The organism is Isoptericola cucumis, assembly GCF_014635665.1.
Lineage (GTDB): Bacteria > Actinomycetota > Actinomycetes > Actinomycetales > Cellulomonadaceae > Isoptericola > Isoptericola cucumis.
On the sequence record NZ_BMDG01000001.1, the window covers coordinates 441,352 to 465,325 of the forward strand.

General features: G+C 75.0%; 21 protein-coding genes. 10 read left to right on the top strand and 11 right to left on the bottom strand.

The annotated features are described in order from the left end of the window. The first annotated feature begins 124 nt into the window (after positions 1 to 124). Positions 125 to 967, top strand: coding sequence for an aldo/keto reductase (locus IEW03_RS01980; RefSeq protein ID WP_188521954.1), 843 nt, complete (start codon positions 125 to 127; stop codon positions 965 to 967). A gap of 78 nt (positions 968 to 1,045) precedes the next feature. Here the strand turns inward: IEW03_RS01980 and IEW03_RS01985 are convergent, their stop codons facing one another. Together IEW03_RS01985 and IEW03_RS01990 are read right to left on the bottom strand one after the other, a co-directional pair. Next, positions 1,046 to 1,900, bottom strand: a complete 855-nt coding sequence (locus IEW03_RS01985; protein WP_188521955.1) for an ABC transporter permease — start codon at positions 1,898 to 1,900, stop codon at positions 1,046 to 1,048. Further along, entirely contained in the window at positions 1,897 to 2,871 is a 975-nt protein-coding gene (locus tag IEW03_RS01990) for an ABC transporter ATP-binding protein (protein ID WP_188521956.1), read from the bottom strand. Before IEW03_RS01990 ends, IEW03_RS01985 begins: the two co-directional genes overlap by 4 nt. Before the next feature lie 96 nt (positions 2,872 to 2,967). On the opposite strand from IEW03_RS01990, the gene IEW03_RS01995 reads away from it, so the two are divergent. Together IEW03_RS01995 and IEW03_RS02000 are read left to right on the top strand one after the other, a co-directional pair. Continuing rightward, on the top strand, positions 2,968 to 3,768 hold the full coding sequence (locus tag IEW03_RS01995) for a TetR/AcrR family transcriptional regulator (RefSeq protein WP_188521957.1): 801 nt from the start codon (positions 2,968 to 2,970) through the stop codon (positions 3,766 to 3,768). 70 nt (positions 3,769 to 3,838) lie between these two features. Beyond that, a complete protein-coding gene (locus tag IEW03_RS02000) occupies positions 3,839 to 4,108 on the top strand; it encodes an HPr family phosphocarrier protein (RefSeq protein ID WP_188521958.1) in 270 nt (89 codons plus the stop codon). An 81-nt stretch (positions 4,109 to 4,189) separates the two neighbouring features. Here the strand turns inward: IEW03_RS02000 and ptsP are convergent, their stop codons facing one another. Both ptsP and IEW03_RS02010 read right to left on the bottom strand, forming a co-directional pair. After that, on the bottom strand, positions 4,190 to 5,863 hold the full coding sequence (gene ptsP / locus IEW03_RS02005; RefSeq protein WP_188521959.1) for a phosphoenolpyruvate--protein phosphotransferase: 1,674 nt from the start codon (positions 5,861 to 5,863) through the stop codon (positions 4,190 to 4,192). Then, positions 5,863 to 7,239 (bottom strand): PTS transporter subunit EIIC, encoded by a 1,377-nt coding sequence (locus tag IEW03_RS02010; protein ID WP_188521960.1) that lies wholly within the window; start codon positions 7,237 to 7,239, stop codon positions 5,863 to 5,865. Before IEW03_RS02010 ends, ptsP begins: the two co-directional genes overlap by 1 nt. A gap of 304 nt (positions 7,240 to 7,543) precedes the next feature. On the opposite strand from IEW03_RS02010, the gene IEW03_RS02015 reads away from it, so the two are divergent. The 4 genes from IEW03_RS02015 (at position 7,544) to IEW03_RS02030 (ending at position 9,366) form a co-directional block, all read left to right on the top strand. Beyond that, on the top strand, positions 7,544 to 8,344 hold the full coding sequence (locus tag IEW03_RS02015; protein WP_188521961.1) for a GntR family transcriptional regulator: 801 nt from the start codon (positions 7,544 to 7,546) through the stop codon (positions 8,342 to 8,344). Continuing rightward, positions 8,341 to 8,595, top strand: coding sequence for a PTS sugar transporter subunit IIB (locus tag IEW03_RS02020; RefSeq protein WP_188521962.1), 255 nt, complete (start codon positions 8,341 to 8,343; stop codon positions 8,593 to 8,595). The genes IEW03_RS02015 and IEW03_RS02020 overlap by 4 nt, the downstream gene beginning before the upstream one ends. 79 nt (positions 8,596 to 8,674) lie before the next feature. After that, a complete protein-coding gene (locus IEW03_RS02025) occupies positions 8,675 to 8,905 on the top strand; it encodes a PTS sugar transporter subunit IIB (RefSeq protein WP_188521963.1) in 231 nt (76 codons plus the stop codon). Beyond that, positions 8,905 to 9,366 (top strand): PTS sugar transporter subunit IIA, encoded by a 462-nt coding sequence (locus IEW03_RS02030; RefSeq protein ID WP_188521964.1) that lies wholly within the window; start codon positions 8,905 to 8,907, stop codon positions 9,364 to 9,366. Before IEW03_RS02025 ends, IEW03_RS02030 begins: the two co-directional genes overlap by 1 nt. Before the next feature lie 34 nt (positions 9,367 to 9,400). On the opposite strand, the gene IEW03_RS02035 is transcribed toward IEW03_RS02030, so the two are convergent. Then, positions 9,401 to 10,432, bottom strand: a complete 1,032-nt coding sequence (locus IEW03_RS02035) for a chymotrypsin family serine protease (protein WP_188521965.1) — start codon at positions 10,430 to 10,432, stop codon at positions 9,401 to 9,403. A gap of 70 nt (positions 10,433 to 10,502) precedes the next feature. Between IEW03_RS02035 and IEW03_RS02040 the strand changes: the two genes are divergently transcribed. Beyond that, the gene (locus tag IEW03_RS02040; RefSeq protein ID WP_188521966.1) at positions 10,503 to 10,715 is read left to right on the top strand and encodes a hypothetical protein; all 213 of its coding nucleotides are present in this window, start codon (positions 10,503 to 10,505) and stop codon (positions 10,713 to 10,715) included. Positions 10,716 to 10,811: 96 nt separating this feature from the next. Here IEW03_RS02040 and IEW03_RS02045 read toward each other — a convergent pair whose 3' ends face one another. Together IEW03_RS02045 and IEW03_RS02050 are read right to left on the bottom strand one after the other, a co-directional pair. Then, positions 10,812 to 13,076, bottom strand: a complete 2,265-nt coding sequence (locus IEW03_RS02045; protein ID WP_188521967.1) for a YhgE/Pip domain-containing protein — start codon at positions 13,074 to 13,076, stop codon at positions 10,812 to 10,814. Then, the gene (locus IEW03_RS02050) at positions 13,073 to 15,934 is read right to left on the bottom strand and encodes an efflux RND transporter permease subunit (RefSeq protein ID WP_188521968.1); all 2,862 of its coding nucleotides are present in this window, start codon (positions 15,932 to 15,934) and stop codon (positions 13,073 to 13,075) included. Before IEW03_RS02050 ends, IEW03_RS02045 begins: the two co-directional genes overlap by 4 nt. A gap of 140 nt (positions 15,935 to 16,074) precedes the next feature. On the opposite strand from IEW03_RS02050, the gene IEW03_RS02055 reads away from it, so the two are divergent. Continuing rightward, on the top strand, positions 16,075 to 16,734 hold the full coding sequence (locus tag IEW03_RS02055) for a TetR/AcrR family transcriptional regulator (protein WP_188521969.1): 660 nt from the start codon (positions 16,075 to 16,077) through the stop codon (positions 16,732 to 16,734). 9 nt (positions 16,735 to 16,743) lie between these two features. Here the strand turns inward: IEW03_RS02055 and IEW03_RS02060 are convergent, their stop codons facing one another. Then, positions 16,744 to 17,607 carry an MBL fold metallo-hydrolase gene (locus tag IEW03_RS02060; RefSeq protein ID WP_188521970.1) on the bottom strand — a complete coding sequence of 288 codons (864 nt, stop codon included), beginning with the start codon at positions 17,605 to 17,607 and terminating at the stop codon, positions 16,744 to 16,746. 91 nt (positions 17,608 to 17,698) lie between these two features. Next, positions 17,699 to 19,807: a prolyl oligopeptidase family serine peptidase gene (locus IEW03_RS02065; protein WP_188521971.1), complete on the bottom strand. Its 2,109-nt coding sequence runs from the start codon at positions 19,805 to 19,807 to the stop codon at positions 17,699 to 17,701. Between the two features lie 215 nt (positions 19,808 to 20,022). On the opposite strand from IEW03_RS02065, the gene IEW03_RS02070 reads away from it, so the two are divergent. After that, on the top strand, positions 20,023 to 21,264 hold the full coding sequence (locus IEW03_RS02070) for an FAD-dependent oxidoreductase (RefSeq protein WP_188521972.1): 1,242 nt from the start codon (positions 20,023 to 20,025) through the stop codon (positions 21,262 to 21,264). A 48-nt stretch (positions 21,265 to 21,312) separates the two neighbouring features. Here IEW03_RS02070 and IEW03_RS02075 read toward each other — a convergent pair whose 3' ends face one another. Beyond that, positions 21,313 to 23,439, bottom strand: a complete 2,127-nt coding sequence (locus IEW03_RS02075) for a bifunctional copper resistance protein CopD/cytochrome c oxidase assembly protein (protein WP_188521973.1) — start codon at positions 23,437 to 23,439, stop codon at positions 21,313 to 21,315. Between the two features lie 144 nt (positions 23,440 to 23,583). Then, on the bottom strand, positions 23,584 to 23,973 hold the full coding sequence (locus IEW03_RS02080; protein ID WP_188521974.1) for a VOC family protein: 390 nt from the start codon (positions 23,971 to 23,973) through the stop codon (positions 23,584 to 23,586). Position 23,974 lies beyond the last annotated feature (1 nt).

Consider the following 23,974-nt stretch of genomic DNA (forward strand, 5'->3'; position numbering starts at 1 on the left):
ACCTCCGGCTGCCCTTCCATTGTGCTCCCCCTGTCCAGCCCTCGCCGCGGCGGCCGTCACACCCGGACCGGCGAACCGGCGCCGCGGCTCGCATCGCCCGGCCGTCTCTGCGCAGGATGGGTCGATGAGCACCGCTTCGGTCCCGACCCTCGCCCTGAACAACGGCACGTCGATCCCGCAGCTCGGCTTCGGCACCTTCAAGATCCCGCCGGAGCAGACGCGCGACCTGGTGACGGTCGCCCTCGAGACGGGCTACCGGCACCTCGACACCGCGCAGATGTACCGCAACGAGCGCGGCGTCGGCGACGCGATCGCCGCGGCGGGCCTGCCCCGCGACGAGCTCTTCGTCACCACCAAGCTGAACAACGCCTTCCACGCGCACGACGACGCCCTCGCGGCCTTCGACCGGTCGCTCGACGAGCTGCAGCTCGACCACGTGGACCTCTTCCTCATCCACTGGCCGCTGCCGGCCGTCGACCGGTACGTCGAGGCGTGGGGCGCGCTGGAGGAGATCTACCGCTCCGGGCGCGCCCGCGCGATCGGCGTCTCCAACTTCGAGCCGCGTCACCTGCGCCGCCTGCTCGCCGAGACCACGGTGGTGCCGGCGGTGAACCAGGTCGAGGTCCACCCGTGGCTCGGCAACGAGGAGGTGCGTGCGGTGGACGCCGAGCACGACATCGTCACGGAGGCGTGGTCGCCGCTCGGGCGCGGGCGCGTCCTGGAGGACCCGACGATCGCCCGCATCGCCGCGGACCACGACCGGACGCCCGCCCAGGTGGTGCTGCGCTGGCACGTCGAGCGCGGGGACGTCGTCTTCCCCAAGTCGGTGACGCCGGCTCGCATCGCCGAGAACTTCGGCCTCTTCGACTTCACGCTGTCCGACGCCGACATGGCCGACATCACCGGCCTGGACCGCGGCGAGCGCATCGGCTCGCACCCGGAGGAGATGAACGACACGGGACGCTGACCCCGCCGCACGACCGAGGTACCCGTGCCGGGACCGACCCGCTGAAGGTCGGTCCCGGCACGGGCACCTCGGTCGGCGTCAGACGGCGCGGCGCGTGGAGCGGATGCCCACGGCGACCCCGACGACGCACGTCACGCACGCGGCGATCGCGCCCCACAGCACGGCGGGATCGGCGACCGTGCCGGCGAACAGCGCCCGCTCGGCGTCGACCATGTACGTGAGCGGGTTGAACTTCGCCGCCGCCTGCATCCAGGACGGCCCGGCCTCGAGCGGCAGCATCATCCCGGACAGGATGAGCAGCGGGAACAGCAGCGACTGCTGCACGCCCCAGAAGAGCCACTCGCGGTTCTTGGACGCCTGCGCCAGCGAGTGCGACAGCGCACCCACCCCGATGCCGAACACCCCGAGCAGCGCCAGCCCCAGCAGCGCGGGCAGCACGTGGAACGTGAACCCGAACGGGATGCAGACGAGCGCGATGATGAGGCCCTGGACCAGGAGCGGCGCGAACTCCTTGAGCGCCCGCCCGACGAGGATCGCCGACCGGTCGAGCGGCGTGGCGAGCACCCGCTCGTACGAGCCCGTCATGATCTCGTACAGCAGGTTGGACCCCGACATCGAGGTGCCGAAGAGCGAGATCATCACGATGACGCCCGGGACGAACCACTGCAGGGTGTCCGCGGTGCTCACGCTCCCCGACCCCCCGCCGAACCCGCCCCCGAAGGTGCCGGTGAGCAGCGGGCCGAACAGCCCGAGGAAGATCAGCGGCTGCAGCAGCGAGAAGATCAGCGTGAACGGGTCGCGCAGCACGAGCAGGATCTCGCGCGTGAAGACGGCGCCCGTGTCGGCGAAGAACTTGCCGAGGCCCGTGCGGGTGACGATCCGCGGCGCCTCGTGGGCGGTCGCGGGCGGTGCGGTGCGGGTCTGCTCGGTCATGCTGCTGCCTCCTCGCGCAGGCTGCGGCCGGTGAGGTTGAGGAACACGTCGTCGAGGCTGGCCTGGCGCACGCTCGCCGAGGTCGTGGCGACGCCGGCCAGGCGCAGCGCCTCGATGGCGCCGGGCAGGGCGTCGGCGCCGCGCGCGGTCGCCACGCGCACCCGCAGGCCGTCGGAGCCCGGCGGGTCGAGCGCGGTGAGCTCCACCTCGCCGAGGCCGTCCGGCAGCGCGGCGCGCACCGCCGCGCCGTCGTCCGTCGCGACCGCCAGGTTGAGGACGTCGTCCGCGTGCCGGCGCTTGAGGACGTCGGGCGCGGCGTCGGCGATGATCTCGCCGTGGTCGATGACGACCACGCGCTCGGCCATGCTGTCAGCCTCGTCCAGGTAGTGCGTGGTGAGCACGACGGTCATCCCGTACCGCTCCCGCATCGCCGTGATGTGCTCCCACAGGTTGGCCCGCGAGTGCGGGTCGAGGCCTGTCGTCGGCTCGTCGAGGAAGAGCAGCGGCGGGTGGTTCATAAGGCCGAGCGCGACGTCGAGCCGCCGCCGCTGGCCGCCGGACAGCGACTGCACGGACCGCTTCTCGAGCCCGGTGAGCTCGAGCGCGCCCATGAGGTCCGCCGCGCGCTCGGAGTAGACGGCCGGCGCCAGGCCGTAGAAGCGCCCCTGGTTGTGCAGCTCGTCGATCACCTTGTAGCTGAAGCCGCCGCCGTTGCCCTGCCCGATGAAGCCGAGCCGGGCGCGCACCTGCGCGGGGTGGGTCGTCACGTCGTACCCGGCGACCGTCGCCTCGCCCGACGTCGGCTCCAGGAGCGAGGTCAGCATCCGCAGGGTGGTGGACTTGCCGGCCCCGTTGGGCCCGAGGAAGGCGACGAGCTCGCCCTCCGTCACGTCGACGTCGATCCCCTTGACGGCTTCGACGGTTTCCTTCCGGCGGCTGAACGTCTTGGTCAGGCCGCGTGCTCGGATCATCGACACACCTCTCGTACGCAGTACTGGAATGGATCGTCCAGATTAGCATACGCTGTACGGGAACGGCGTCGCCGAGGGATGGGAGGATGACGAGCCATGTCCACCACCGACCCCGCCACCGACCCCGCCGTCGGCTCCACCGATGACGTCCCGCGCCCGCCCGAGGCCACCCGACGCCTCGCGCTGCTGTGGACGACGCCGCCCCAGCCGTCCGGACGGGGCCGCAAGGCCCGGCTCACGCTGGACCAGGTCGTGGCGGCGGGGATCGCCGTCGCCCGGGCCGAGGGGCTCGAGGGGCTGTCGATGCGCAAGGTCGCCGCCGAGCTCGGCGTCGGGGCGATGTCGCTGTACACGTACGTGCCGGGGCGGACCGAGCTGGTCGACCTCATGGTCGACCGCGCGTTCGCCGAGCTCGACCTCCCAGCGGCCGGCGCGCCGTGGCGCGAGGGCCTCACGCGGTACGCGCGCGAGCACCTCGAGCTGTACCAGCGCCACCCGTGGATCCTGCAGACCAGCATGTGGCGGCTGCCGCCGACCCCGTCGACCCTCGACGCCCAGGAGGCCGGCCTGCGCACGCTCGTGGACACCGGGCTGCCCGAGGCCCAGGTGGTGGAGATCGTCGGGCTGATCGACGCGTTCGTCCGCGGCCTCGCCCGCGCGACGGTCGCGGAGGCCACGGACAAGGCCAGCTCCGGCCAGAGCAACGACGAGTACTGGACGTCGCTGAGCAGCTTCTGGGTGGACTACTTCGACCCCGAGCGCTACCCGACGATGACGCGGATCTGGAACGCCGGCGGCTTCGACGCCCCCGAGACGGACGAGTTCACCGGGCCGCTGGAGCGACTGCTCGACGCCGTGCAGGCGACGATCGACCGCGCCCGCGCCCGGGAGCGCTGACCGCACTTCCCAACGCCGCGCTCCGTCTCTACGATGAACTGGTCCAGACCACTTGTCGTACGGAGGAACCGTGGAACGCACCGTCGTCGTCGCCATCACCGAGGGCCTGCACGCGCGCCCCGCCGCGCTCTTCGCCCAGAAGGCGGGCGCCCAGCCGGTCCCGGTGCAGATCGCCAAGACCGGCGGCGACCCGGTCGACGCCGCGAGCATCCTCGGGATCATGACGCTCGGTGCCTCCGTCGGCGACGAGGTCGTGCTGCGCACGGAGGCCGACGGCGACGACGCCACGGCCGCGCTCGACGCCCTCGTCGAGTTCCTCTCCCAGGAGGCCGTGGCCTGACTCCGGCCGCCTGACACCCGTGGCGACGACTTCGGCTGCCGATCGAGACCGATCGGCAGTCGAAGTCGTCCCCACGCCCCGTCAGAGGGAGAGCTCCTCCAGGACCTCGGCGAGCGCGCCGCGCACGGCGGTGCGTGCCGCGTCGGCGGTGGGCTGCTCGAGGGCGAGGTGCGCCAGCTCCCGGCAGCGGACGAACGACACCCGCGCGAGCACCGCCGCGACGTCGGCGAGCGCCCGCGGGGTCATGGACAGCGACCGGACCCCGAGACCCACGAGCACCGGGGCGAGGACGGCGTCGGCCGCGGCCTCGCCGCACACCCCCACCGGCCGCCCGTGCGCGGCCGCCCCGTCGCACGTGGCACGCACCAGCTCGAGCACGGCCGGCTGCCACGACGTGGACAGCGGGGCGAGGTCGCCGAGCATGCGGTCGGCCGCCATCGCGTACTGGGTGAGGTCGTTGGTGCCGATGCTGCCGAACGTGGCGCGCGCGAAGATCGACCGCGAGCGCAGGGCCGCGGCCGGCACCTCGACCATCACGCCGGCCCGGCTCAGGCCGAGGCGCTCGCACGCGTCGACGAAGGCCACGGTCTCGGGCACCGTCGCGACCATCGGCGCCATGACCGACACGTCCGCGGACTCGGCGGCCGCGGCCTCCGCGATCGCCTGGAGCTGCCGGTCGAGCACCTCCGGGTGGCGGACGGCGGTGCGCAGCCCGCGGACGCCGAGCGCCGGGTTGGGCTCGTCGTCGGCCGTGACGAACGGCAGCGGCTTGTCCGCCCCGGCGTCGAGGGTCCGCACCACGACCTTCTTGCCGCCGAACGCGGCCAGCACGCCGCGGTAGGCCGCGACCTGCTCGGCCACCGACGGCTCCGTGTCCCGGCCGAGGAAGCAGAACTCGGTGCGGAACAGGCCCACGCCCTCGGCGTTCGCGGCCACGGCGGCCTGCGCGGCCTCGGGGTCGGCGACGTTGGCCAGCAGCTCCACCCGGTGCCCGTCGGACGTCCGGCCGTGGCCGTCGAAGACGCGCTCGACGCGCACGGCGTCCCGGGCGGCCCGGACCTCGTCGTCGGACGGGTCGCGCAGCACCGTGCCCGCCCCGCCGTCGAGGACGACGGTCTCGCCCTCCACGATGTCGGCGGCGCCCTGCACGGCGACGACGGCGGGGATGCCGAGCGTGCGCGCGAGGATCGCGGTGTGCGACGTGGGCCCGCCGCCGCTGGTGACGATGCCGACGACGACCGCCGGGTCGAGGGTCGCCGTGTCGGCGGGCGCCAGGTCGTCCGCGACCAGCACGAACGGGTGCCCGGGGGCGGGCACGCCGGGCGGGCGCACGCCGGTGAGCTCGGCGACGACGCGGTCGCGCACGTCCCGCACGTCGCGGGCGCGCTCGCTCAGTGGCGGGCCCAGGGTCTCGAGCTGGGCGGCGAGCGCGTCGGCGGCCTCCCACACCGCCCGTTCGGCGGTGCGGGACCCGGCGCGGACCCGGCGCTCGGCGTCGGACGCCAGCGTCGGGTCCGCGGCCATGGCCGCGGTGACGGACAGGACGTCGGCCGCCGTCCCGGTCGCCCCGGCGGCGAGCGCCAGGAGCGACTCCTGCACAGCAGCCGTCGCGGCGCGCACCCGCTCGACGGCGGCGTCCACGTCGGTCTCGGCGACGGTCGCCAGCGGCGGCTCCGGGACGGGGGCCGGCATCGTCACGACGACGCCGGCCGCCCGCCCCGGGCTCACCGGGGCACCGGTGAGGGTGGTGCTCATCAGACCGCGTCCCTGCCCGGGGCGGAGTCTCCTCCGCCGTCGCCCGGGCGCTCCGCCGCACCCTTCGCCGCGGCCGCCTTCGCGGCCTTCTCCTCGTCGGCCCGCTGCTCGGTGGCCTGGTCGCCGACGACGGCGGCGGTCTCCTCCGGGTCGTCCTCACGTCCCGGCGTCTTGAGGTTCCACCGCGTGATGACGAACCGGAACAGGAAGTAGTAGATGACCGCGTAGCCGAGGCCGATGAGGATGAGCAGCAGCGGCATCTCGGCGATGCGGAAGTTGAGCAGGTAGTCGATCGCGCCGGCGGAGAAGCCGAAGCCGTCGCGGATGCCGATCGCGTTGACCAGGGCCATCGACGACCCCGTGAGCACCGCGTGGATCGCGTACAGCGGGTAGGCGACGTAGACGAACGCGTACTCGAGCGGCTCGGTGACGCCGGTGACGAACGCGACGAGCGCGGCCGAGCCGAGCACGCCGCCGATGACCTTGCGGTTCTGCGGCTTCGCCGTGTGGATCATGGCGAGCGCGGCGGCGGGCAGCGCGAACATCATGATCGGGAAGAAGCCGGTCATGAACGTGCCCGCGGTGGGGTCGCCCGCGAGGAAGCGCGCGATGTCGCCGTGCGCCGTCGTGCCGTCCGCTCCCGTGTACGAGCCGAACTGGAACCAGGGCAGCGAGTTGAGCAGGTGGTGCAGGCCGAACGGCAGGAGCAGGCGGTTCACCGTGCCGAAGATGAAGCCGCCGATGACGGTCGAGCCCGTGACGAAGCTGCCGATCTGGTCGTTGATGAGCCAGTCGAAGGCCGGGTAGACGAGCGACGCGACCACGCCGATGACGACGGAGACGCCGGCGGTGACGATCGGCACGAAGCGGCGGCCGCCGAAGAACGCCAGGTACGTCGGCAGCTTGATCCGGTAGTACTTCTGGTACAGGAGCGCGGCCGTGAGGCCGATGACGATGCCGCCCAGCACGCCGTAGTTGATGAGGACCTGCTCGCCGGCCTCGTCGACCCCGAGACCGATCGCCGGGGACAGGGCGTCCGTCACGCCGGTGAAGACGAGGTAGCCGATGAGCGCCGCGAGGCCGGTGGTGCCGTCCGACTTGCGCGCGTACCCGACCGCGACGCCGAGGGCGAAGAGGACCGGCAGGTTGTCGATCAGCGCGCTGCCGGCCGCGCCGAGCACGTCGGCCACGGGCTGCATCCACGGGAGCGTCCCCGCGACGCCGTCGGCGCCGAGCATGTCCGGCTGGCCCAGCCGCAGCAGCAGCGCGGCGGCGGGCAGGGAGGCGATGGGCAGCATCAGCGAGCGCCCCATGCGCTGCAGCTGTGCGAGGCCCGGGAAGCCTCTCTTCTCCTTGGTCTGTGCGACCGTGGTCATGGTTCTCCTCCGTGGGGCGGCCCGGGACGGGCAGCTGGTGCGAGCGCGGTCCGGGCGGTCGTCGTCCGGCGGCAGTGTCGCGACGGCGTCGGGCGCCGTTGCCTGTGGTCGACCCTGCCGCGCGGCAGTTGTCTGGACCACTTGCAGGAAGAGTGGTCTAGACCTCATGATGTGTCAACCCCGGCGATCGTGCACGGGGCAGCGACGGACGACGGCGCCGGCACGACGCAGGTCACGGGGCAGCTCGCAGGGCAGCTCACAGGCACGTCACGGCGCAGGTCACGAGGCAGGACAGGACACGACGATGGTCACGGCACGCGCCCACAGCGGTGAGCACAAGTACCTCGCGGTGCGCGCGTACCTCGCCGACCTCGTCGCGACCCGGCTCTCCGTGGGCGACGCCGTCCCCTCCGAGCGCAGCCTCACCGAGCGGTTCGGCGTCTCGCGCATGACGGTCCGGCAGGCGGTCGACGCACTGGTCACGGAGGGCGTGCTCGAGCGCGCGCAGGGTCGGGGCACGTTCGTCGCCCCGCCCCGCGCCGACTTCGAGATGCGCCTGACGACGTTCGGCGAGGAGGCCCGCCGCCGCGGCCTCGTGCCCGGCGCCGACGTGCTGGAGGCCGGCACCGCCCCGGCCCCCGCGCCCGTGGCCGAGGCCCTCGACCGGCCGGCCGGCACCCCCATGCACCGCGTCCTGCGCCTGCGCACCGCCGACGGGAACCCGATGAGCCTCGAGGAGGCATGGATCCCCGTGGACCTCGCCCCCGACCTGCTCGACCGCGGCGTCCCCGAGAGCCTCTACGCGGCGCTGCGCGCCCGCGGCCTCGACCCGACCTGGGGCGAGGAGACCATCACCGCGGCCGACGCGACGCCCGACGAGCTGGCCGCGCTGGAGATGCGCACCTCGCAGGCGGTCATGCGCACCACCCGACGCACGTTCGGCGGCGACGCGCCGCTGATGCTCTCGCGCGCCTGCTACCGGGGCGACCGCTACAGCGTGTTCGTCCCCCTCCGCGAGGCCCGGCCCACGCTCGTGCCGCGCACCGACCGCTCGGGGGCCTCCGCCGGCCGACCCGGGCGCATCCCCGAAGGGAGCCCACGATGACCCCGTCCGGCACGTCCGACGAACAGGTCGCCGCGTCGATCCTCGCCGGCCTCGGCGGTGTGGAGAACATCGACGAGATCGACCCCTGCACCACCCGCCTGCGGTCCCTCGTCAAGGACCCGTCCCTCGTCGACGCCGCCCTGCTGCGGCGGGCAGGCGTGTTCGGCGTGATGATCAACGGGCGGGTCGTGCAGGTCGTGGTCGGCCCGCGCGTGGACACGATCGCCTCGGACCTCGCCGAGCTCATGTGAGCCGCACGTGAGCCCCGCCGGCCCGGACCGCACCACCGACACCCCGCAAGACCCGTTCTGAGCACAATCTGGGAGCAACATGAGCAAGGCACAGCAGATCCTCGACGCCCTCGGCGGCGACGACAACATCGTCGACCTCGAGCCGTGCATCACGCGCCTGCGCGTCGAGGTCGAGAACCCGGACCAGGTCGACGACAAGGCCCTGACCGCGGCCGGTGCGATCGCCGTCGTGCGGTCGGGCGCGGCGATCCAGGTCATCGTCGGGCCCGAGGCCGACAACATCGCCTCGGACATCGAGGACCTGCGCTGATGGCGGGCCTCACCGTCCTGTCCCCCGTCGCGGGCACCGTCGTCGACGTGTCCGACGTCGACGACCCCGTCTTCTCCGCCGGCCTCGTCGGCCCCGGCCTCGCCGTCGAGCCCGACGGCGTGCGGGGTACCGAGGCCGTGGCGCCGATCACCGGCACGATCGTCAAGCTCCACCCGCACGCGTTCGTGGTGCAGGCGGACGACGGCCGGGCGGTGCTGGTGCACCTGGGCATCGACACGGTGAAGCTCGGCGGCGAGGGGTTCACGACCCACGCCTCCGAGGGCGACGTCGTCGAGCGCGGCGCGGTGCTCGTGTCGTGGGACCCGGCCGCGGTCCGCGGCGGCGGCCGGTCCGCCGTCTGCCCGGTCGTGGCGCTGGAGGCGACGCCCGACGCCGTGGAGACGCTCGCGCAGGTCGGCACCACGATCGAGCACGGTCAGCCCCTGCTCAGCTGGTCCTGACGCCCGACCGTCGCCCCCGAGCGGCGCGAGGTGCTCAGGCGAGGGCGACGCCCAGCGCGGCCAGGACGGCGTCGATCGGGTTGCAGTAGGTCAGCCCGGTCCCGTTGGTGCCGCCGGTCTCCGACCCGGCGAACAGCAGCCCCAGCGCGACGCCGTCCTCGCGGTACACCAGCGACCCGGAGTCACCGCCGCGGGAGAACGGGCCCTCGCCCGTGCTCTCCACCTCGATCTGGCCGTCGAAGGACAGCACGCCCAGCTCGTCGCCGTAGCCGACGACCACGTCGTCGAGCTCGATCGCCGTCACCGTCCCGGCGGTCAGCGCCGTGGTGCGGCCGATCTTGGCGACGCTCTCGCGGCCGACCGCCTCGGCGGTGGTCGTGACCCGGCCCACCGGGTAGGCGGGGTCCGTGCCGACGCCGTCGTCGAGCAGCGCCAGCGCGGCGTCCACCGTCGCGGGCTCCCCCGGCGCGAGCGGCGCCACCTGCGACAGCGTGCCCACCCGGTCCGCCGGGTCACGACCGCCGTCGGCCGGCCCGGGCTGCAGCACGACGTCGCCCTCCCGCGCGGACGGCGACCCGGCCAGCACGTGGAAGTTCGACAGCACGTACCGCGCGTCGGGTTCGTCCGCCCGCGCGACGAACGCGCCGAGCGTGCCCGCGGTGACGTCCACGTGGGCGATCGACGCCCCGGGACGCAGCGGCCGCACCCGGTCGGTCTCGCCCGCCGCCAGGGCGGTGGCGACCGGCGGGCGCGGGCGCGCCTTGCCCTCGAGCGTGCGGATCCGCCCGGTGCGCCGCACGTCGACCTGCGGGCCGACCTCGGCGGTCACGCGCCGGACGAACGCGCGCGCCGTGGGCACCCCGAGGCGGTAGCGCACCGCGATGCCGTACCCGCCGCCGGACTGCGGCGCGAGGCCGAGCGACAGGGTGGGCGCACGCACCACGTCGGCCGCGCTGACGTCCTCTCCCAGGGAGTACGGCGCGAGCGGGACGCCGTGGCGTTCGGCCAGGTCACGGGCGAAGTCCGACAGCTGTTTCTTGGTCTCGCGCGCCTGGGTCAGCTCCATGCGGCGAGTCTGGCCCACGGGTGTGACACAGATCGCGTCACAAACCGGCGAGTCGGACATCTCTCCCCGTGTGAGCCGTCCGACCTCCGCGCGTGCAGCGCTGCCGCCGTCCCCCGACGAGGTGTTCGACGCCCTGCTGTGGGCGCTCGACCACGACTTCACCGCGCTGCGGGAGCACCGCCGCCTGGCCCACCTCGGGCCCGCCTCGCGACGGCGCGCCGACGGCCAGCTGGTCGACCGGTGGCGCGCCGTCGCCGCGACCTGCCGCGGCCTCGCCGGCTGAGGCGGGCCGGTCGGGTCGGGCAGGTCAGGCGGGTCGGGCAGGTCAGGCGGGTCAGGCAGGTCAGGCGGGTCAGGCGGGTCAGGCAGGTCAGGCGGGTCAGGCCCGCAGCAGCCGCCGCACCCCCAGCTGCCGGCCGCGCGCCGTGACGAGGGTGGCGAGCGCCAGCCCGCCGAGCCCCCAGACGACGAGCGCGGCGGTCGCGCCGCCCAACCCGCCGGCGTCCGGCACGACGACGGCCGTCAGCGCCTCGCGCGCCGCGCCCACGGGCAGCACGTCGACCAGCCCCTGCAGCACGGCGGGGACCGTCGCGACGACGCCCGTCGCGATGATCAGCACGGCGATGAGCAGGCTGATCCCGCGCCCGAGGTTGCCCAGCAGGCCGACGAAGCCCTGGTGGACGGCGACGAACACGACCGAGGCCACGGCCCCGAGCAGGACCGCGCCGACCCAGCCGCCGACGCTCAGGTGCTCGACGGCGGCGAGGATCCCGCCGACCACCGCGCCCGTGCCCACCGCGACCAGCGCCGGCGGCGTGAACGCCGTCAGCGTGAGCCGCACCGAGTCGCGCGTCGAGCCCAGGGCGCCCACCAGCACGGGCGGGAACACCGTCAGCAGCGCGAGGGCGCCCAGCCACAGCGCCACGACCGCGAACAGCGGGCCGGAGGCGCCGGTGCTCAGCCCGTCCGACGAGGGCGCCGCGACCGGCTCGGCGACGACCGAGGACAGCGTCTTGCGCTCGTCGTCGGAGTAGGTCGGGATCTGGTCCTTCGCCTCGCCGAGGCCGGTGGACAGGTCGCCCGCACCGGACGCCAGCTGGCCGACCCCGGAGGACAGGTCTCCCGCCCCGCTGGACAGCCGGCCGATGCCGCCCGCCAGCTCTTCGGTACCGGTCGCCAGGCCCTGCGTGCCGGTCGACAGGTCGCCCACCCCGCTCGCGAGGGTGCTCGCCCCGCCGCTCAGCGCGCCGAGCCCGTCGGCCAGGCCGCGGGCGCCGGTCGCGAGGTCGCCCGCGCCGTCCGCGGTCTCCTCGACGCCGCCCGCCAGCCCGTCGGCCCCTGCCGACAGCTGACCGACGCCGCCCGCCAGCTCACCCATCCCGGCGGCGAGCGCCGCGTTGCCGTCGGCGACGTCCTGCGCACCCGCGCTGAGCTTCTCGAGGTCGGTCGCCTGCGACTCGAGCTCCTTCTGGCCGGCCTCGATCTGCTGGCAGATCTCCGCCGACTGCCCGGCGAGCGTCTGGGCGAGCTGTGCGAGCTGCTCGTCGGTGAGGACGTCGACCAGCTCGGGCGGGAGCATGTCGGCTGGCTCGCCGCTGCAGCCGAGCTGCTTGCCGAGGCCGGTGAGGGCTTCGTTCGCGCCGCCGGTCACACCGGTCAGCGTCCCCACGAGCTCCTCGACGCCGCCCGCGACCTGGGCGGACCCGTCCGCGAGCTGCTGGGACTGCTGCGGCAGCGCGGACGTCTGCTTCTCGAGCTCCCCGAGCCCGTCCGCCAGCTCCCGCGCGCCGCCGGCGAGCCCGCGGGTCCCGGTGGCCAGCTCCTCGACGCCGCCGGCGATGCCGTCCGCCCCGGCGGCGCTCTGCGCGACGCCGCCCGCGAGGTCGTCGGCCCCGCCCGCGAGCTCGGACGCGCCCGAGGCCAGCTCGCCGGCGCCGGAGGCCAGCTGGTCCGCGCCGGTGTGCGTCTGGTCGACCCCGTCGGCGAGCTGGTCGGCGCCGTCCGCGGCGTCGCCCGCGCCGTCGGCGAGCTGCGTCGCCCCGTCCTGCGCGTCGCCGATGCCGTCGGCGAGGTCGTCGAAGCCGACGAGCACGTTGTCGACGTAGGTCTCGGTGAGCGTGCTCGACATGACGGACGTCGCGGTCGCGGCGACGACGCGGGCGAGGGCGTCGTCCGCCACCCGGCCGCCGGGCGGGGTGCTGACGTCGATGGTCGCCTGCCGCGCGGACGCGACCTGCTCGCCCCCGAACGACGTGGCAGCCGCCGAGAAGCCCTCCGGGATGGTCACGACGGCCGAGTACGTGCCGTCGGCGAGCCCGGCCCGCGCGCTGTCGGCGTCGGTGATCTCCCACGCGAAGTTGGTGGCGTCGGCCGCGGGCTGCGCGGCCTTCTCGCCCTCCGCCGTCGCCCCGCCGCTCACGAGGCCGGAGGCGAGCTGCCGGCCGAGGGGCACGGTCTGCCCGTCGACCTCGACCGGCTCGTCGAGGTTCACGATGGCGGCCGGCACCTGGTCGAGCCGGTCCTGCGGGTTCCACAGCGCGGCGAGCAGCAGCCCGAGCACCATGATCGGGAGCAGCGCGACGGCGGCGATGCGCCACGGGTTCCGCGCCTGTCGGCCGGCGGCCGGGATCGTCGGGGCGGTCATGCCCGCACCTCCTGCACGTGGGTGTCGTCGTCGATGGTGTCGTCGCCGTCCCCGGCCGGGTCTCCCGCGGCCGGTGCCGGGTCGGGCTCGACCGGTGGCGGGACGTCGGCGCCGGTCAGCGTCGTGGGCGCGCCCCAACCACCGCCGACGTCGAGCACCGCCGCCGGCGCGCCGGGCAGCAGGTCGGTCGCGGCGACCCCGCTGGCGCCGAGCAGCACCGCGGTCCCGCCGGCCTGCGCCCGGGCCAGGGCGCCCGCGAGCGCCTCGCGGGCCAGCCGGTCGGCGACGGACTCGGTGCGGTCCACGACCACCATCCGGGCGCCGTCCCGCACGGCGGCGTCGACGGCGGCGGCGGGGCGACCGCCCTCGGCCCGGGCGTCGACGACCGCGACCCGCCCCCGCACCGACATCGCCCGCTCGGGCAGCACCAGGCCCGTGACCTTGACCGCGCCCGCGTCGGGCGCCATCCGGCCCGCGAGGGCGAGCAGCAGCGCGCTCACCGGCGCGGCCGCGTCCCCGTGGACGCACAGCGCGCCGCCGGCGGGCACGCGGACGCTCACCGGCCCGACGACGGGCGTCCCGCGGCCGGGGCCGTCGGGGCCGGCGACCTCCAGGTCGCGCGCGGCCACCGCGTCCTGCGCCCCGGGCTCCGGCCACGACGCGAGCCGCAGCTCCTTGGCGAGGCCCTCGCCCTCGACGTCGAACGTGGGCAGCGCGCGGTCGAGCCAGCGCGGCATGTGCCACGCCCGGTCGCCCAGCAGGGCGAGCACGGCGGGCACCAGCGTCATCCGCACCACGAACGCGTCGACCAGCACGCCGACGGCGAGGCCCAGTGCGATGGGCTTGAGCGTCATGTCGCCCTCGGGCACGAAGGCGACGAAGACCGCGAACATGATCACGGCCGCGGCCGTGACGACCTTCGCCGAGCCGAGGAACCCGGTGCGCACCGCGTGCCGGGCGTCGCCGCCGTGCACGTAGTCCTCCCGGATGCGCGAGACGAGGAAGACCTCGTAGTCCATCGCCAGCCCGAACAGCACGCCCATGAGGATGATCGGCATGAAGCTGATCACCGGGCCCAGGGTGGTGACGTTGAGCGCGTCGGCGAAGACGCCGTTCTCGAAGACGAGCGTCACCGTGCCGAAGGCCGCGCCGACCGACAGCAGGTAGCCGAGCGAGGCCTTGACCGGCACCCAGATCGAGCGGAACACCATGGTGAGCAGCACCAGGGACAGGCCCACGACCACCAGGCCGAACGGCAGCAGCGCCGCGCCCAGCTTGTCGGACACGTCGATGCCGACGGCGGTGAACCCGGTGACGGACAGGTCGACGCCGTACTTCTCGAGGTAGTGGTCGTGCTGGTCGCGGATCTCGTTCACCAGAGCCTTCGTCTCCTCGGACGTCGGCCCTCCTTCCGGCACCACCTGGACGATGCCGGTGTCGGCGCTCGGGTTCGGCGTCGACAGCGGGACGTCGGCGACGCCCGGGAGCTGGGAGATCTCCTCGCCGAGGTCGTCCATCAGCTGCACGGGGTCGTTGCTGGTGACGATGGACCCGGTGACGATCAGCGGACCGTTGAAGCCGTCGCCGAACTCCTCGGCGACCAGGTCGTACGTGACCCGGGCGGAGTTGTCCTCGGTGAGGGAGCCGGCGTCCGGCAGGGCGAGGCGGAGGTTCGTGGCGGGCCAGGTGAGCGCGGCGATCGCGCCGACGATGACGACGATGGTCACCACCGGGTACCGGGTCGCGCCGCGCACCCAGCCGGCGAAGAAGCGGTTCTCCCGGCGACCCTCCGGCGCGGCCTGGCGACGGCCGCGACCCTGGCGCGCCCGCGGGGCGCGCGGCCGCAGCCGCTCGCCGGCGAACGACAGCAGGGCGGGCAGCAGCGTGAGCGACACGAGCACCGCGATGCCGACCGCGGCGGCCGCCGCGACGCCCATGACGGTGAGGAACGGGATGCCGGCGACCCCGAGGCCGACCAGCGCGATCATCACCGTGAGGCCGGCGAAGATGACGGCCGAGCCGGCCGTCGCCACGGACCGCGCGATCGACTCGTCGACGGCGAGCCCGTCGCCCAGCTGTTCGCGGTGCCGCGAGACGATGAACAGCGCGTAGTCGATGCCCACCGCGAGGCCGAGCATGAGCCCGAGCATCGGCGTCGTCGAGTTGATCGGGCCGAACACGGTCGCGCCGAGCAGCAGCAGCATCGAGACGCCCACGCCCATCAGCGCGTTGATCAGCGGCAGCCCGGCCGCCACGAACGAGCCCAGCGTGATGATCAGGACGACGAGGGCCACCACCACGCCGATCGCCTCGATGATGCTCAGGTGCGGGAACTCGACGCTGAACAGCTCGCCGCCGAGGCTCGTCTGCGAGCCGTCGGGCAGCGCGGCGGCCAGGTCGTCGCTCGCGGTGTGCAGCGCGTCCTTGGTGTCCTCCGTGATGACGGACTGGTCGCCGTCGAGCTGGATCGTCAGCAGCGTGGCCCCGTCGTCGTCGCTGATCTCGGCGGGGGCGACGTCGTCGTACGGCGAGGTGACGCCGGCGACCTGGTCGAGGTCGCCGAGCTCCTCGACGGTCTCGGTGACCGGGCCGCGCACGGCGTCGTCCTGGACCGTCGTGCCGTCGGGGGCGACCACGATGATCTGCGCGGACGAGCCGCTGACCTGGGGGAACGTGGCGGAGAGCCGGTCGAGGGCGTCCTGCGACTCCGTGCCGGGGATGGTCACCGAGTTGTCGAAGCCCTGGTACAGGAGCCCGCCGGCACCGCCCACGAGCGCGAGCACCAGCAGCCAGCCGACGAGGACGAGGCGGCGGGCGCGGACGGCCCAGCGACCGAGCGAGTAGAGCACGGAGGACACAGGTGGGCTCCCGGGACGACGATGCAGGGGAATCGATACGGCACTGTATCCGATACAGCAATGTATCGTAGGCGCGCGGCGGCGCCCAGCGCCGCGCCACGACGGAAGACGTCACGACGCAAGACCCTGAGGAGGAGACGGTGGCCGACGAGAGCGGGGGGCACCCCGGGCGCACGGTCGGTGCGGTGATCTCGCCCCGCCGCGAGCGCACGCGCGGCCGGCTCCTCGACGCCGCCTTCGACGTGTTCGCCCGGCACGGCGTCCAGGCCGCCTCCATCGAGGCCGTCTGCGAGGCCGCCGGGTTCACGCGCGGCGCCTTCTACTCCAACTTCGCGAGCAAGGAAGAGCTCTTCCTCGCCCTCACCGAGCGGCAGATCCGCGCCCAGCTCACCGCCCTCGAGGTGGCGACGAGCGACGTGCAGCCCGCGGAGGTGGGCACCCGGGACGGCATCCGGGAGGCCGTGCGGGGGATCATCGCCTCCGTGCTGCCCGACCCCGCCGCCGCCCAGTCGTGGAGCGTCATGGCGCTCGAGTTCGAGCTGCTCGCCCTGCGCGACCCGCAGATCGCCGCCCGCTACGCGGAACAGCAGGTGCGCCTGCGCGACGAGCTCGTCGGCGTGCTGGAGCGCCTGGTGGGCAGCATCGGCCTGCGCTTCGCCGTCGACCCGCGCACGGCGGTCGACCTGCTGCTCGGCGCGTTCGAGACCGGCCAGCGCACCGCGCTGCTCGCCGGGGCCGACGACGACCGCGCGAGCGTCCTGATCGAGGCCCTCGTCGACCTCCTGGTCACCCCGGCCTGAGCCCGGGCGTCACCGGCCCGGGCCGGCCGACCCGCCCTGCTCGGGCGTCGTGCCGCGCTCCCGCCGGCGGGCGACGCTCCGGGCCTGCCCCTCGTGGATGTCGCTCACCCACTCCCAGCCGGGCTCGACCTCGGGGCCGATCCGCGGGTCGTCGGGGGTGCTGGCGTCCCGCAGGGCGTGCAGGTAGGCGCGGTCCCGGCCGATCCGTGCGCGCAGCTGGTCGGCCCCGCCGACCGACCCGTGGCCCGGGACCACGACCTCGACGCCGTCGGCCGCCCGCTCCAGCAGCCGCAGCCCCTCGAGGTACTCGCCGACCGGGTCGTTCGCGTCGCCGAAGTCGTCGAGCATCGGGACGAAGACGTCCGAGAGCATGTCGCCAGCGACGAGAACTCCGCGCTCCTCGACGACCAGCGCCGCGTGGCCCGGGGAGTGCGCCGGGTGCTCGACGACGCGGACGTGCGGACCGTCCCACGGCACCCGCGCCGTCCCGGCCGGCAGCCCGGTGACGCGGCCGTACAGGTCCAGCGGCACCTCGTCCGCGATCTCGGGCGGCAGTCCTTCGGCGGCGCGGGCCTGCCAGCCCGGGTCCGCCAGCAGGTCGCGCAGCAGCGCCGCGCAGCGGGCCGTGCCGTACCGGGGCGCCTCGCCGAGCTCCGGGTGCCAGAGCACGTGGTCCCAGTCGGGGTGCGTCGAGAAGCCCGCCACCACCGGCAGCCCCAGGTCACGGAGGTCGGCGGCGAGGCACGCCATCTCGTCGCCGGTGAGCCCGGGGTCGACGAGAAGCGCCCCCTGGCTGCCCTGCACGGCCACGGCGTTGTTCCGGAGCAGCTCGCTCTGGTGGACCCAGACGCCCTCTGCGACACGACTCAGCATGAGATGTTCTCCCGTCCGTTTGCGTGCGGTGCGGACCGGCCGGGCGGGCGGGACTCATCGGCCACGGGCCCCCGAGCAGCGAGATCCTGCGCTACAGGTGGTCGGGCAGCTCCGGGGACTCGCCCAGCACGTGCTCGGCGAGGAACGCCAGCACCACCTGGTACCAGACCTTCGCGTGCTGCGGGGCCAGCACCCAGTGGTTCTCGTCCGGGAAGTAGAGGAAGCGGTGCACCGTCGACCCGTCGTCGGCCGCCAGCAGCCCGGACCTCGTCAGCAGCTCCTGCCACAGCCGCAGCCCCTCGCCCACCGGCACCCGGTAGTCCTTGTCCCCGTGGACGACGAGCATCGGCGTGCGTATGTCGCCCACGAAGCGGTGCGGGCTGTTCGCCTGCGCCATCTCGGCCGTCATCTCGCGGTGCCAGTAGTAGGCGTGGTCCGTGGTGGGGCCGAACTGGTCGAGCGCCCACAGGCTGGCGTGCGTGACGACCGCCCGGAACCGGTCGGTGTGGCCGGCCACCCAGTTCGCCATGTACCCGCCGAACGACCCGCCCATCGCGGCCGTGCGGGCGGCGTCGACCTCGGGCAGCGCCTCGGCGGCGTCCGTGATCGCCATGAGGTCGGTGAACGGCGCCCCGCCCCAGGCTCCCCAGCCGCGCTGCACGAAGTCCTGGCCGTAGCCGGTCGACAGCGCCGGGTCGGGCAGCAGGACGGCGTAGCCGCGCGCCACCATCAGCCACGGGTTCCAGCGCCACGACCAGGCGCTCCACGAGCTCAGCGGGCCGCCGTGGATCCACAGCAGCAGCGGCGCCGGGTCGCTCGCGGTCGCCCCCTCGGGCAGCGCCAGCCACGCCCGCACCCGGGCGCCGTCGGGCGCCGTCGTCTCGACCTCCGTGAGGACGCCCGGCAGCGTCGGCGCGGCGACCGGGCCGCGCAGCGCGGTGGCCGCCACCGGCTCCCGCTCCCCCGCGTCGCCGGACGCGCGGAAGGCCGCCAGGTCGATGCGCACCGGCGCGGACGGCGCCGCGTAGCTCGTGCGCAGCGCGTACAGCGCGGCGCCGTCGGGCGCGACCCGCACGTCGGTGAAGGTCGCGTCGTCCGCCGTCACCCGCTCCACGACGACGGGCTCCCCCGCCCCGGGCCCGCCGGCGCCGAAGCCCAGCAGGAACACCGGGCCGCGCCCGTCGTCGTCCGCCGTGACGACCAGGCCCGACCCGTCGGGCAGCCACGCGACGGACGTGGGCCAGCGGTCCCAGTCGTCGGCGAGGATCTCGGGGGCGGCCTCGCCGCCGTCGAGCGGGACGAGGCCGAGCCGCAGGACCGGCGCCTGCTCCGGCGTCGTGATCGTCTCCGACACGTAGGCGACCCAGCGTCCATCGGCGGAGACGGCCGGGCCGTAGACGTCGGCGTCCGGGTCGTCCACCAGGGTGCGGCGCTCCCCCGTGGCCGTGTCCACCGCGACGAGCGTGGCGCGCTGTGCCGCGCCCGCCTCGGCCACCGTCCACGTGGTGACCAGCGTGGTGCCGTCGGGGCTGAGGTCGCTCTCGTGCTCGTCGAGCTGGCGGCCCGGGCCGGTGAGCTGGCGCAGCTCGAGGCGCGCGTCGTCGGCAGGGGCGAGCGACGCGACGAAGCGGCGGTCCTCGTCGGGCCCGAGGTCGTGGTCCCAGAACCGCACCGGGTACCCGGCGTGCAGCACGGCCGACACCTTGCGGTCCGTGCGCTCCTTGCGCAGCGCGCCGTCCTCCGTCAGGCTCGCGGCCCGCGGCATGACGGGAGCCGTCACGGAGACGACGTCCGCGTCGCGCGCGGCCAGCACCCCGCTCAGCCCGCCGGGCGCCGTGGCGACCACCCGGGCCTCCCCGCCGCCGGCGGGCAGCAGCCACAGCGCCGTCTTCGGGTCGTCGTCCTTGTTCCCGGGCTCGGCGTCCGGGTCCGGCCGGGCGGACGTGAACAGCAGGTCGCCCGACGCCGCGAACGCCGCGGACGACTCGCCCTTGCGGCTGCGCGTGAGCCGCCGCGCCGGGGCCGCCCCCGTGGGGTCGACCTCCCACACCGCCGTCGTCCACCCCGTGCGCTCCCGGTCGAGCGTCTGCACCGTGGTGGCCAGGCGGGAGCCGTCGCCGCTCAGGGCGAGCCCCGCGACCCGCGGCACCTCCAGGTAGCGGTCGAGGTCGTGGAAGGGGGTAGCTGTGTCCTGGGTCACGCGCCTGGTCTATCACAGCCCACCACCGGTGGTCCGGGGCGAGGTCGGCGGTTCGGGGCGAGGTCGGCGGTCCGGATCACCGACCTCGCCCCGAACCACCGATCTCGGCCGCGGACCGTCCCCGCGGGGAACACCCGGTGAACAGTTCCTGAACTTGTCGCCCGGAGCGCTCCTTGCGGTTGAGGGGGTCGTGCGGCGTCGTGCAAGGTCTCGTCGTGAGACCGCCGTCGCCCCGCACCGCACACCTCCCCGCCCTGCCCGCGTCCGTCGACCTCGTCGTCGTCGGGGCCGGGATCGTGGGGCTCGCGCACGCGATCGAGGCGCACGCCCGCGGGCACTCCGTGCTCGTCGTCGAGCGCGACGCCCGCCCCGGCGGATCGTCCGCCCGGCGCAGCGGCCATGTGGCCGTCACGACGCAGGACGCCGCGACCCTCTCCTGCGCGCTCGCGTCGCGCGAGCGCTGGCTCAAGCTGGGCCGCGAGGTCGGCTTCCGCGCCAAGGACACCGGCGCGGTGGTGGTGGCGCGCTCGACGGCCGAGCTCGCCGTCCTGGACGACCTCGTCGCGGCCCGCGACGGCGACGCCGCGCTGCTCACCGCGCCCGAGGCCACGGAGCGGGCCGGGGTGGCGCCCGACGGCGTCGTGGGAGGGGCGTTCCTGCCCCTCGACCTGCGGGTGGAGGTCGCCGACGCGCTCGGCACCCTCGCCGCCTGGCTCGACGCGCAGCCGCGCGCGGACGTCGCCCGGTCGACGACGGCGTGGGCGTTCGAGGCGGGCAGCGGCCGCACCCTGGTGCGCACGTCCCGGGGCGAGGTCGTGGCACGACGCGTGCTGGTCGCCGTCGGGCCGGACCTGGACCGGCACTTCCCGGCCGAGGCCGCCCGCGCCGGGGTGCGTCACGACGTCCGGCAGGTGCTGCGGGTCGCCGCGCCCGACGGTGGGGCACCGGGCGGGGCGCCGGGCGGGCCGGCGCACGACGCCCCCGTCGTGCTCGGCGGCACGACGCTGCTGCGTGACGCCGCGTACACGCACAGCCCGTCGCGCGCGGACGTGCGCGAGCACCTGCGCACCGTCGACCCGGAGCTGCTCGACGCGGACGTCCACCTCGCGTTCACCCGCCACTCGGGCCCCGACGGGGACACGCTGGTGCTCGGCGACGCGCGCCCGCCGGCGCTCGGGTCGCCCGACGGCACCGACCGGCACCCGGCCCGCTCGGAGGCCGCCGACGAGGCGCTGCTGCGCGCGGCGTCCACGCTGCTCGGCGGCCCGCTGCGGGTGCGCGGCCGCTGGACCGTGCCCGACGTCGTGCTGCCACGGCCGCGGCGCGGGCCGTTCGCCGGCACCCCGTTCGGGGTCTCCGACCCGGTGCCGGGCGTCACGACCGTCACGGTCGGTGACGGCCTGGGCACCACCACCGCCCTGGGGCTCGCGGCGAAGGTGCTCGACGGCCTGTTCTGACGCGGAGTCTGACGCGAGCCCCGCCGCGAGACGGCCCGGCCCGGGACCCTAGCTCGGCGGGCGCTCGTCCCGCTCGGCTATCTTGGTGAGCATGTCGTTGTAGGCGTGGAGCTCCGCGTCGCCGTCGCGGTCGGCCTGGCGGTCACGACGGCGGGCCTCGCGCTCGTCGGACGTCGTCCACTGCACGGCGACGGCGATCGCCAGCGCGAGCGTCGGGAGCTCCCCGATGCCCCACGCGACGCCACCGCCGCGCTGCTGGTCCTCGATGGCGGGCAGGCCCCAGGGGCGGCCCATGTTGCCGAACCAGTCGGCCACGAGCAGCGACTCGCCCGAGGTCAGGACGACGCCGAAGAACGCGTGGAACGCCATCGTCGCGAACAGCAGCAGCAGCCGCTGGGGGAACGGCGGGCGGCTCGGCCCCGGGTCGATGCCCACGAGGGCGTTGGCGAAGAGGTACCCCACGAGCGTGAAGTGCACGATCATCCACACGTGCCCGGCGTGGTTGGTGAGCGCGAACTCGAACGCCGGCGTGTAGTAGAACGCGATCATGCCGCCGGCGAAGAGGACGGCGGCCACGACCGGGCGGGCGAAGAACTGCCCGACGCGGGAGTGCACCAGGCCGAGCACCCACTCGCGCGGACCGCGCGACCCGTCCTTGCGGGCGGGGATGGCACGCAGCAGCAACGTGACCGGGGCGGCCAGCACGAGGAAGAGCGGCACCAGCATCGCCAGCGTCATGTGCTGCACCATGTGGCCGCTGAAGATCACGTGCCCGTACACGGCGGGGCCGCCGCTGGTGGTCCAGAACATCACGACCATGCCCAGGCACCACGAGACGGTGCGGCCCAGCGGCCAGCGGTCGCCGCGGCGGGCCAGGCGGCGCGCCCAGCGCAGGTAGACGACCAGCCCGGCGACGCACGCGAAGGCGAGCATCGGCTCCAGGCTCCACTCGGTGAACCAGCGGGCGAGGTCGGGCTCCGGCGGCAGCGCCTCGCCCGTGAGCTGGTACGCCGGCGAGACGTCGACGGGCACCTCGTCGGGCACCGGCGGGGCGGTCGAGCCGAGCGCCACGGCGACACCGGAGACGGCGCCGATGAGGAGCAGCTCGACGGCGAGCAGCCGCCAGAACAGGCGCCGCACCGCCGACGCGCCCCCGGGCCCGCCCGCGACCCGCCCCAGCCGGTCGACGATCCACAGGCGGTGGGCGAAGCCCAGGCCACCGAGCCCCACCATGAGCACGACCTTGACCAGCAGCAGCGTGCCGTACGGGGTGAGCAGGTCGCCGACCGACTCCATGCGGATCCAGGCGTTGAGGACGCCGGAGACCCCGACCGCGGCGAAGCACCACCCGGCGACCGGGGAGAACCGCGCGACCGCCGACGCCGCCACGCGGCCGTCGTCGGACGGGCGCTCGTCCCGCCCGCCGCCCTTCCCGGCGCTCCGGCCGTCGCTCCGTCCATCGCTCCGCCCGTCGCCGGGCGCGAGCACCACGACGAGCAGCGCGCCGAGCCCGCCGACCCACAGCGCCGCGCCGACCAGGTGCAGCAGCATCGCGCCCACGGCGACCTGGTGGTCGGCGGCGCCGGCCGCGTGCCCGGTGGTGGACTGCGCGGCGAGCGCGGCCAGCGGCAGCAGCGCCGTCCACATCGCCCCGACCGGGCCGCGCACGGCCATGGCGACCGCCGAGGTCACGGCCGCGACGACGATGATCCCCAGGTAGAGCTTGCCGAGGTCGAGGTCGGTGACGAACTGCGCGAGGCCCTGCCCGAAGGCCGGCGACGCGGGCGACGTGCCGGAGATGTTCGCGTACCGCAGCACGAGCTGCACGACGGCGGCGATCGCCCACACCGTGGCGGCGGCGCCGGCCGCACCCAGCAGGCGCGACTGCGCACGCCCCGGCGGCACCAGGCAGGCCGCGGCGACGAGCGACCCCAGCGTGACCGCGACGGCCAGCTCGGTGAGCACCGTGGCCACCGGCAGCCCGTAGCGCACCAGCGCGCCGGGGTCGCTGAACCCCCCGAGCGCCTGGAACGCCCCGGAGTACGCGCCGCCGAGCAGCACGGCGACGACGGCGACGAGGACGGCGGCCGGCCCGGCGGCGACGAGCCACCACGGCCGCGGCGGCACGCTCGGGGTGCCGCCCGGCCGGGAGACGGCGGGGGCGGTGGAGGTCACGCGTCAAGCCTATGGGCGCCCGCGGGCGGGTCGGGACAGTTCCGGTGTGACGCGGGACCGACACGACGCGGGGCGCTCGCGCTCCCGGCCGCTACCGCACGCTCACGGACGTGGGCTCACGGGACTTGGCTCACGGGACTGGGCTCACGGGACTGGGCTCACGGGGGCGAAGCAGTTGACCAGCGTCCCGTCCGGGTCGCGCACCAGCAGCGACCGGTTGCCCCACGGCATGGTGGTCGGCGCGGTGACGACCTCGACCGTGTCGTCGAGGCCGGCGTGCACCGCGTCCACGTCGTCGACGCGGAACTCCACGATGGCGGTGCGGTTGCTCGCGGGCTCCGCCGAGCCCGGGCCGAACAGCGGGACGGTGCGGGTGCTGCCGACGGCGAGGGTGCCGCCCGGCGTGCGCACCTCGGCGAACTCCGGCGACGGTCGGTGCGCCGCAACACCCGTGAGGCGCTCGTAGAAGGCGGTCAGCCGGTCGACGTCGTCCGTGATGAGGCGGACGGAGACGAGGGACGTGCGGTCGTTCATG

Excerpts from the sequence above, each read along its gene's own strand:
- IEW03_RS01980 (WP_188521954.1), top strand. The coding sequence starts at position 125 with ATGAGCACCGCTTCGGTCCCGACCCTCGCCCTGAACAACGGCACGTCG.
- IEW03_RS01985 (WP_188521955.1), bottom strand. The coding sequence starts at position 1,900 with ATGACCGAGCAGACCCGCACCGCACCGCCCGCGACCGCCCACGAGGCG.
- IEW03_RS01990 (WP_188521956.1), bottom strand. The coding sequence starts at position 2,871 with ATGATCCGAGCACGCGGCCTGACCAAGACGTTCAGCCGCCGGAAGGAA.
- IEW03_RS01995 (WP_188521957.1), top strand. The coding sequence starts at position 2,968 with ATGTCCACCACCGACCCCGCCACCGACCCCGCCGTCGGCTCCACCGAT.
- ptsP (WP_188521959.1), bottom strand. The coding sequence starts at position 5,863 with ATGAGCACCACCCTCACCGGTGCCCCGGTGAGCCCGGGGCGGGCGGCC.
- IEW03_RS02010 (WP_188521960.1), bottom strand. The coding sequence starts at position 7,239 with ATGACCACGGTCGCACAGACCAAGGAGAAGAGAGGCTTCCCGGGCCTC.
- IEW03_RS02015 (WP_188521961.1), top strand. The coding sequence starts at position 7,544 with ATGGTCACGGCACGCGCCCACAGCGGTGAGCACAAGTACCTCGCGGTG.
- IEW03_RS02020 (WP_188521962.1), top strand. The coding sequence starts at position 8,341 with ATGACCCCGTCCGGCACGTCCGACGAACAGGTCGCCGCGTCGATCCTC.
- IEW03_RS02025 (WP_188521963.1), top strand. The coding sequence starts at position 8,675 with ATGAGCAAGGCACAGCAGATCCTCGACGCCCTCGGCGGCGACGACAAC.
- IEW03_RS02030 (WP_188521964.1), top strand. The coding sequence starts at position 8,905 with ATGGCGGGCCTCACCGTCCTGTCCCCCGTCGCGGGCACCGTCGTCGAC.
- IEW03_RS02035 (WP_188521965.1), bottom strand. The coding sequence starts at position 10,432 with ATGGAGCTGACCCAGGCGCGCGAGACCAAGAAACAGCTGTCGGACTTC.
- IEW03_RS02045 (WP_188521967.1), bottom strand. The coding sequence starts at position 13,076 with ATGACCGCCCCGACGATCCCGGCCGCCGGCCGACAGGCGCGGAACCCG.
- IEW03_RS02060 (WP_188521970.1), bottom strand. The coding sequence starts at position 17,607 with ATGCTGAGTCGTGTCGCAGAGGGCGTCTGGGTCCACCAGAGCGAGCTG.
- IEW03_RS02080 (WP_188521974.1), bottom strand. The coding sequence starts at position 23,973 with ATGAACGACCGCACGTCCCTCGTCTCCGTCCGCCTCATCACGGACGAC.